Origin of the sequence: Cellulomonas biazotea, from assembly GCF_004306155.1 — a bacterium.
Taxonomy (GTDB): Bacteria; Actinomycetota; Actinomycetes; order Actinomycetales; family Cellulomonadaceae; genus Cellulomonas; species Cellulomonas biazotea.
On the sequence record NZ_BIMR01000160.1, the window covers coordinates 1 to 7,767 of the forward strand.

The window sequence follows — 7,767 nt, forward strand, 5'->3', positions numbered from 1 at the left end:
CCGCCGTGCCGACCAGCACGAGCCGGTCGTCCGCGGTGCGTTCGCCGCGCACGCCCCGCGGGCCTGGCGTCGCGAAGGTCTGCGCGCGGTCCAGCCCGACGTCCGCCCAGCGTTCGGCCGTCAGGGGCGCGGTCGCGACGGCGACGCCGTGCACCGCGGTGCCGCCGTCCCACGCGCCGGTCCCGCGCACGGTCCACGTCGTGCGGACCGTGCCGCGGTCGGTGACGACGGCACGGGGGGACACGCGCAGCGCCCGCGTCTGCTCGACGACCCGCGCGCCGCGCCCGAGCACGACGTCGAGCAGCCCGCGGGCGAGGCGCGCCGGCTGCAGGCGGGCGCAGTCGGGGCTGTACGCGCCGCCGAGCACACCGGCCGCCCGGACGTGCGCGGCGACCTCCTCGGGGCCGAGCAGGTGCACGTCGTCGTCGAGCGCGGCCGCGTCACGCACCCGGCGGGCCACGTGCTCCAGGTCGTCGGGCGTGCGGGCCAGCTGCACCGACCCGCCGTACGCGAACCCGCAGTCGACCTGCTCCGCCGCTGCCGCGCCGCCGACCTCGACGACCGCGTCGCGCAGGGCGGCGCGCATGGCCCGGGCGCCGTCCGCGCCGTGCCGCCGGACCAGCTCGTCGCCGTCCACGGACAGGTCGGCCGAGCACCACCCCGAGCCGTGCCCGCTCGCGCCCGCACCCGCGACGTCGGCCTCGACCACCAGCACGTCGAGCGACGGGTCGGCCTCGAGCAGGTAGTACGCCGTCCACAGGCCGGTCAGCCCTGCGCCGACGACCACGACGTCGGCGCGGTCGTCGCCGTCGAGCGGGTCGCGGGCCCGCAGCGCGGTCGGGTCGTCCGCGGTGAGCTGGTCGAGCCACAGCGAGTGCGCGCGCGGGTCGGTCGCCATGCCCGGACGGTAACGGCGGGCGGACCACCGGGGAAGCGACACGACGGCGCCCGCGGACGGCTCCGTCGCGGCCGTCGTGACGCCGGACGCTCCGCCGGACGGGTGGGGCACGGCGGCGACCGCGGATGCTGTCAGCGGGCTCCCAGCCGCACGAGGGATGATGTGCTCCGGTCCGGGTCGCCCGGACCCGTCCGCCTGCCCGCGGGCGCCCGTGAGTCGAGGTGTGAGGACCGGATGGCCTACCTGGTCGGCGTGCTGATCTTCGTCGTCGTGCTGCTCGCGTCCATCGCGCTGCACGAGGTGGGTCACATGGTGCCCGCCAAGCGCTTCGGCGTGCGTGTCAGCCACTACATGGTGGGCTTCGGCCCGACGCTGTGGTCGCGCACCAAGGGGGAGACGGAGTACGGCCTCAAGGCGATCCCGCTCGGCGGGTTCGTGCGCCTCGTCGGGATGTACCCGCCGGACGAGGCCGTCGGCAACCCGCCCGCCCGCACGTGGCTCGGCCGGCTCGCGCGCGACGCGCGGCAGGCCAGCGCCGAGGAGATCCGCCCCGGTGAGGACCACCGCGCGTTCTACCGGCTCTCCACGCCCAAGAAGCTCGTCGTCATGCTCGGCGGGCCTGTCATGAACCTCGTCATCGCGTTCGTGCTGCTCGCGATCGCGCTCGCCGGCTTCGGCGCGCCGACCGGGTCGAGCACAACGCTCCAGGCCGTCTACCAGTGCGTCCTGCCCGTCGACGCGCCCGCCGACCGCACCTGCACGGACGCGGACACCGCGGCCCCCGGTGCCGCCGCCGGCCTGCAGCCCGGGGACACCGTGGTGGCCTACGACGGCACGCCCGTCGAGTCCTGGGCGCAGCTCACCGACCTCATCCGCGCGACCGGCGACCAGGCCGTGCCCGTCGTCGTCGAGCGTGACGGCGAGCAGGTCGACCTGACCGTCACGCCGGTCGTCGCCGACCGGCCCGTGTTCGACGCCGACGGCGAGCCCGTGCTCGGCGCGGACGGCCGGCCGACGACCGAGCCCGTCGGCTTCCTCGGCGTGCAGCCGACCATCGCCCTCGAGCCGGTGTCGGTCCTCTCGGTGCCGGGCGTCGTCGCCGAGCGGACGTGGCAGACCGTCGAGGTCGTCGCGACCCTCCCGGCGCGCGTCGTCGACCTGGTGCAGTCGACGTTCGGCACGGAGACGCGCGACGTCACCAGCATCGTCGGGATCGTCGGCATCGGGCGGTTCGCGGGCGAGATCGGCGCGTACGACGGCGGCGGTGCGGTCGGCCTGCAGATCAAGGTCGTGTCGTGGCTCGAGATGCTCGCGATGCTCAACGTCGCGCTGTTCGTCTTCAACCTCATCCCGCTGCCCCCGCTCGACGGCGGGCACGTCGCCACCGCGCTGTGGGAGGGCGCGCGCCGGCAGGCCGCCCGCCTGCGCGGCCTGCCGCGTCCCGGCCCGTCGGACAGCGCGCGGCTCGTCCCCGTGGCGTACGCGGTCTTCGTCCTGCTCGGCGCCGTGGGGCTCCTCCTCGTGTACGCCGACATCTTCAACCCGGTGACCATCTGACCAGGTGCGACGACCGCGCCCGTCGCCGCGCGGGTTCCGTGCGGGTTTCGTGCGGACGGGTCCGCGCCGTCCGGTCGTGCGCCACGGCGGTGGGATGATGGGGTGGTGAGCACCCCGATCAGCCTCGGCATGCCCCAGGCGCCGGTCCCTGTCCTGGCGCCGCGACGGCCGACCCGCAAGATCCGAGTCGGCAAGGTCGAGGTCGGCGGCGACGCCCCCGTGAGCGTCCAGTCGATGACCACGACGCCGACGACCGACATCAACGCCACGCTCCAGCAGATCGCCGCCCTCACCGCGGCCGGCTGCGACATCGTGCGCGTCGCCGTGCCCAGCCAGGACGACGCCGAGGCGCTGCCCGCGATCGCCCGCAAGTCGCAGATCCCCGTGATCGCCGACATCCACTTCCAGCCGAAGTACGTCTTCGCCGCGATCGACGCCGGCTGCGCGGCCGTGCGCGTCAACCCCGGCAACATCCGCAAGTTCGACGACCAGGTCAAGGAGATCGCCCGCGCGGCGACCGACGCCGGCGTCTCGATCCGGATCGGCGTCAACGCGGGCTCGCTCGACCCGCGCCTGCTCGCGAAGTACGGCAAGGCGACGCCCGAGGCGCTCGTGGAGTCCGCCGTGTGGGAGGCCTCGCTGTTCGAGGAGCACGGCTTCCACGACTTCAAGATCTCGGTCAAGCACAACGACCCGGTCGTCATGGTGCGCGCGTACGAGCTGCTGTCCGAGCGGGGCGACTGGCCCCTGCACCTCGGCGTCACCGAGGCCGGCCCGGCGTTCCAGGGCACCATCAAGTCGGCGACGGCGTTCGGCGCGCTGCTGAGCAAGGGCATCGGCGACACGATCCGCGTCTCCCTGTCCGCCCCTCCCGTCGAGGAGGTCAAGGTCGGCATCCAGATCCTCCAGTCGCTCAACCTGCGGCCCCGCAAGCTCGAGATCGTGTCGTGCCCCTCGTGCGGTCGCGCGCAGGTCGACGTCTACACGCTCGCCGAGAAGGTCACCGCGGGCCTCGAGGGCATGGAGGTGCCGCTGCGCGTCGCCGTCATGGGCTGCGTCGTCAACGGTCCGGGCGAGGCCCGGGAGGCCGACCTCGGGGTCGCGTCGGGCAACGGCAAGGGCCAGATCTTCGTCCGCGGCGAGGTCATCAAGACCGTCCCCGAGGCCCTCATCGTCGAGACCCTCATCGAGGAGGCCCTGCGCCTCGCCGAGACGATGGACCCGGTCGAGGCCGGTCAGGGCGGCCCGACCGTCAGCGTCGGCTGACGCTTCTCCCGGCGCGCGGCGTCGGGAGCGCCCGTCCGGGCGAGTCGGACGCGCGGACGACAGGTCGCACACACCTCATTGGTGCACAATCCGTGTCATGGGTTCTCGGCGCGCGATGCTGCTCGACGGGCGGGCAGGGGGCCGCGTCCTGGGGGACGTGGACCTGCTGGGCGCACTCGCGGTGTGCGCGCGCGACCCCGTCGCGTCGGTCCTCGCGACGGCACGGCTCGAGCAGGCTGCCGTCGGCGGTCTGCGCTCCGCGGGCGGCTCGCTGTGGGGCTACGAGGAGGACGGCGAGCTGCTCGCCATCTGCTGGGCCGGTGCGAACCTGGTCCCCGTGGTCCCGGTCGCCGACGCGCCGACCGCGGCGCGCGCCGTCGACGCCTTCGCCGCCCTCGCCCGGTCCCAGGGGCGACGCTGCTCGTCGATCGTCGGCGCCGCCGACCCCGTGATGCGGCTCTGGGAGCAGCTGTCGCGGTCGTGGCCCGCCGCGCGCGAGGTCCGCGCCGTGCAGCCGTCGATGGTCATCGACGAGCCGCCGCTCGTCACGCCCGACCCGCAGGTGCGTCGCTCGCGCGCCGACGAGTACGAGCTGGTCCTGCCCGCCTGCATCCGGATGTTCACCGAGGAGGTCGGCTACTCGCCGGCCGGCGGCCCGGGCGGCCCTTACGAGACGCGCGTGCGCGGGCTCATCGGCGCCGGGCGGTCGTTCGTGCGCGTCGAGCGCGACGAGACGCATCGCGGGTCGCGCCGCACCGTCGTGTTCAAGGCCGAGCTCGGCGCCGTCGCGGGCGGCGTGGCCCAGGTGCAGGGCGTCTGGGTGACGCCCGAGCGGCGCGGCGAGCGGCTGTCGGAGTCCGGCATGGCCGCGGTCGTCGACCTGGCGCGCACGCCCGAGACGCCGCTCGTGTCGCTCTACGTCAACGCGTACAACCACCGTGCCGTGGCCGCGTACCGGGCCGTCGGGTTCCGGCAGGTCGGGACGTACGCCACGGTGCTGTTCTGACCCGTCCGGGGTCGGTCGTCGGGCCGCCAGCGGGCAGCCGCGCCGGTCGTCGGGCCAGTCGTCGGGCCGTCGTCCGCGGTCAGCGCAGCAGGCGGGACATGCGCCGGTCCGCGAGCGGCTTGCCGCCCGTCTGGCACGTCGGGCAGTACTGCAGCGACGAGTCGGCGAACGACACCTCGTGCACCGTGTCGCCGCACGGCACACCGTCCCAGCCCGGGCACGGCTCGCCCGTGCGCCCGTGCACGCGCATGCCGCGACGCTTGGCGTCCTTGAGCTCGGCGGCCGGTCGGCCCGACGCCGCCGCGACCGCCTCCGTGAGGACCTGCCTGATCGCCGCGTAGAGCGTCGCGGTGCGCTCGGCGTCGAACGACCGGGTCGGGGCGAACGGGCTCAGGCGCGCGGCGTGCAGGATCTCGTCCGAGTACGCGTTGCCGATCCCGGCGATCGTGCCCTGGTCGCGCAGCAGCCCCTTGACCTGCTGGTTGCGCGCGGCGAGGAGCTCGGCGAGCCGCTCGGGCGTGAACTCCTCCGACAGCGGCTCCACGCCGAGCGACGCGACCTGCGGCACCTCGTCGGGCTCCGTGACGACGTGCACCGCGAGCCGCTTGCGCGTCCCCGCCTCGGTCAGGTCGAAGCCCGAGCCGTCGTCCAGCCGGACGCGCAGCGCGACGGGCGACCTGCCGGGCCGCACCGGCCGGTCGGAGAGCTGGTCCGACCAGCGCACCCAGCCGGCCCGGGACAGGTGCCACACGAGGTGCAGCGGCTCGCCGGTCGACGTCGCGACCATGAGGTCGAGCCACTTGCCGTGCCGGGACGCGTCGACCACCACGCCGCCGACCAGCGCGTCGGGCGGCGGCCGGAACGTCTTGAGCGCGCTGATGGCGCCGACCTCGACTCCGGACACGACTCGCTCGACGGCTCGCCCGCGCAGGAACTGGGCGAGCGCCTCGACCTCGGGCAGCTCGGGCACGCCGCCATCCTGGCGGACCCGACCGACAGGCGACAGCCCACCGCCCCGGCAGGGGGCCGGGTCACCCCGTCGGGGCCACTAGGCTCGCGACCATGCTGTTGCGCCTGTCCACGCTCTTCGTCCGCACCCTGCGTGAGGACCCCGCCGACGCCGAGGTCGCGAGCCACAAGCTGCTCGTGCGTGCCGGCTACATCCGCCGCGCCGCCCCCGGCGTGTACACGTGGCTCCCGCTGGGGCTGCGCGTGCTCGCCAAGGTCGAGGCCGTCGTGCGCGAGGAGATGGTGGCCGCGGGCGCGCAGGAGGTGCACTTCCCGGCGCTGCTGCCGCGCGAGCCGTACGAGGCGACCGGCCGCTGGTCGGAGTACGGCCCGAACCTGTTCCGGCTCAAGGACCGCCGGGGCAACGACTACCTGCTCGCGCCCACGCACGAGGAGATGTTCACGCTCCTGGTCAAGGACCTGTACTCCTCGTACAAGGACCTGCCGCTGACGCTCTTCCAGATCCAGACGAAGTACCGCGACGAGGCCCGTCCGCGCGCCGGGCTGATCCGCGGGCGCGAGTTCGTCATGAAGGACGCCTACTCGTTCGACGTCGACGACGCCGGCCTCGACGCGTCGTACGCCGCGCAGCGCGCCGCCTACCAGCGCGTGTTCGACCGGCTGGGCCTGCCGTACGTCATCGTCGCCGCGACGTCGGGGGCCATGGGCGGGTCGCGGTCCGAGGAGTTCCTCACGCCGACGCCCATCGGCGAGGACACGTTCGTGCGGTCGGCGGGCGGCTATGCCGCGAACGTCGAGGCCGTCACGACGGTCGTGCCCGACCCGCTGGACTGGTCCGACGCGCCCGCCGCGCACGTCGAGGACACCCCTGACACCCCGACGATCGAGACGCTCGTCGCGCACGCCAACGCGCACCAGCCGCGCGCGGACCGCCCGTGGACGGCCGCCGACACGCTCAAGAACGTCGTGCTCGCGCTCGTGCAGCCCACGGGCGAGCGCGAGCTGCTCGTCGTCGGCCTGCCGGGCGACCGCGAGGTCGACCTCAAGCGCCTCGAGGCGTCGGTCGCGCCCGCCGAGGTCGAGGCGGCCGGCGAGGCCGACTTCGCCGCGCACCCGGAGCTCGTCAAGGGCTACATCGGCCCCGCCGTCCTCGGCCCGAACCCGCCCGTCGCCGAGGGAGCCGAGCGCACCGCCGTGCGGTTCCTGCTCGACCCGCGCGTCGTGCCCGGCACCCGCTGGATCACCGGCGCCAACGAGCACGGACGGCACGTCTTCGACCTCGTCGCCGGCCGCGACTTCACGGCCGACGGCACCGTCGAGGCCGCCGAGGTCCGCGCGGGCGACCCCGCCCCCGACGGCTCGGGCCCGCTCGAGCTCGCGCGCGGCATCGAGATCGGCCACATCTTCCAGCTCGGTCGCAAGTACGCGCAGGCGCTGGGCCTGACCGTCCTGGACCAGAACGGCAAGGCGCAGGTCGTGACGATGGGCTCGTACGGGATCGGCGTCACGCGCGTGATGGCGTCCCTCGCCGAGGCCAACCACGACGACCGCGGGCTCGCGTGGCCCGCGCACGTCGCGCCCGCGCATGTCCACGTCGTCGCGACCGGCAAGGACGCGGCCGTGTTCGAGGCAGCCGGGGAGATCGCCACGACGCTCGACGCCCGCGGTGTCGAGGTGCTCTACGACGACCGCCCGAAGGTCTCGCCCGGCGTGAAGTTCGCCGACGCGGAGCTGCTCGGCGTGCCGCTCGTCGTCGTCGTCGGTCGCGGGCTGGCCGAGGGCGTCGTCGAGGTCCGCCCGCGGGCGGGCGGCGAGGCCGTGCAGGTGCCCGTGGCCGAGGTCGTCGACCACGTCGCCGAGCGCGTGCGGGAGCTCCTCGCACGCTGAGCCGGACACCCGGCTCGGGGCGGTCGGCCGCGCGGCGGCCGCCAGGCCTCGGCGGCGGTCGGCGGCCGTCAGAACTCGACGGCGGTCGGCCCGCGGAGGCGGTCAGCCCTCGGCGGCGGTCGGCAGGGGCCCGGCGGCGAGCTCGGGCATCCCCGGGAACGCGACGGGCGCCGCGCCCCAGGCC

6 protein-coding genes are annotated in these 7,767 nt (G+C 75.0%); 4 read left to right on the forward strand and 2 right to left on the reverse strand.

The genetic code is table 11. The features are described from left to right. A partial coding sequence (locus tag CBZ_RS11025; RefSeq protein WP_130781595.1) for an NAD(P)/FAD-dependent oxidoreductase occupies positions 1–898 on the reverse strand: 898 nt, incomplete at its 3' end. A gap of 234 nt (positions 899–1,132) precedes the next feature. Here CBZ_RS11025 and CBZ_RS11030 point away from each other — a divergent pair. From CBZ_RS11030 to CBZ_RS11040, 3 genes are all read left to right on the forward strand, one after another. Then, positions 1,133–2,455, forward strand: coding sequence for a M50 family metallopeptidase (locus CBZ_RS11030; RefSeq protein WP_130781596.1), 1,323 nt, complete (start codon positions 1,133–1,135; stop codon positions 2,453–2,455). Positions 2,456–2,584: 129 nt separating this feature from the next. Continuing rightward, complete coding sequence (gene ispG / locus CBZ_RS11035; protein ID WP_174768662.1) at positions 2,585–3,721, forward strand: flavodoxin-dependent (E)-4-hydroxy-3-methylbut-2-enyl-diphosphate synthase; 1,137 nt, start codon at positions 2,585–2,587, stop codon at positions 3,719–3,721. A gap of 97 nt (positions 3,722–3,818) precedes the next feature. Further along, positions 3,819–4,727: a GNAT family N-acetyltransferase gene (locus tag CBZ_RS11040; RefSeq protein WP_130781598.1), complete on the forward strand. Its 909-nt coding sequence runs from the start codon at positions 3,819–3,821 to the stop codon at positions 4,725–4,727. Positions 4,728–4,806: 79 nt separating this feature from the next. Here the strand turns inward: CBZ_RS11040 and CBZ_RS11045 are convergent, their stop codons facing one another. Next, complete coding sequence (locus tag CBZ_RS11045; RefSeq protein WP_130781599.1) at positions 4,807–5,697, reverse strand: Fpg/Nei family DNA glycosylase; 891 nt, start codon at positions 5,695–5,697, stop codon at positions 4,807–4,809. 92 nt (positions 5,698–5,789) lie between these two features. On the opposite strand from CBZ_RS11045, the gene CBZ_RS11050 reads away from it, so the two are divergent. Continuing rightward, entirely contained in the window at positions 5,790–7,583 is a 1,794-nt protein-coding gene (locus CBZ_RS11050; RefSeq protein ID WP_130781600.1) for a proline--tRNA ligase, read from the forward strand. Positions 7,584–7,767 lie beyond the last annotated feature (184 nt).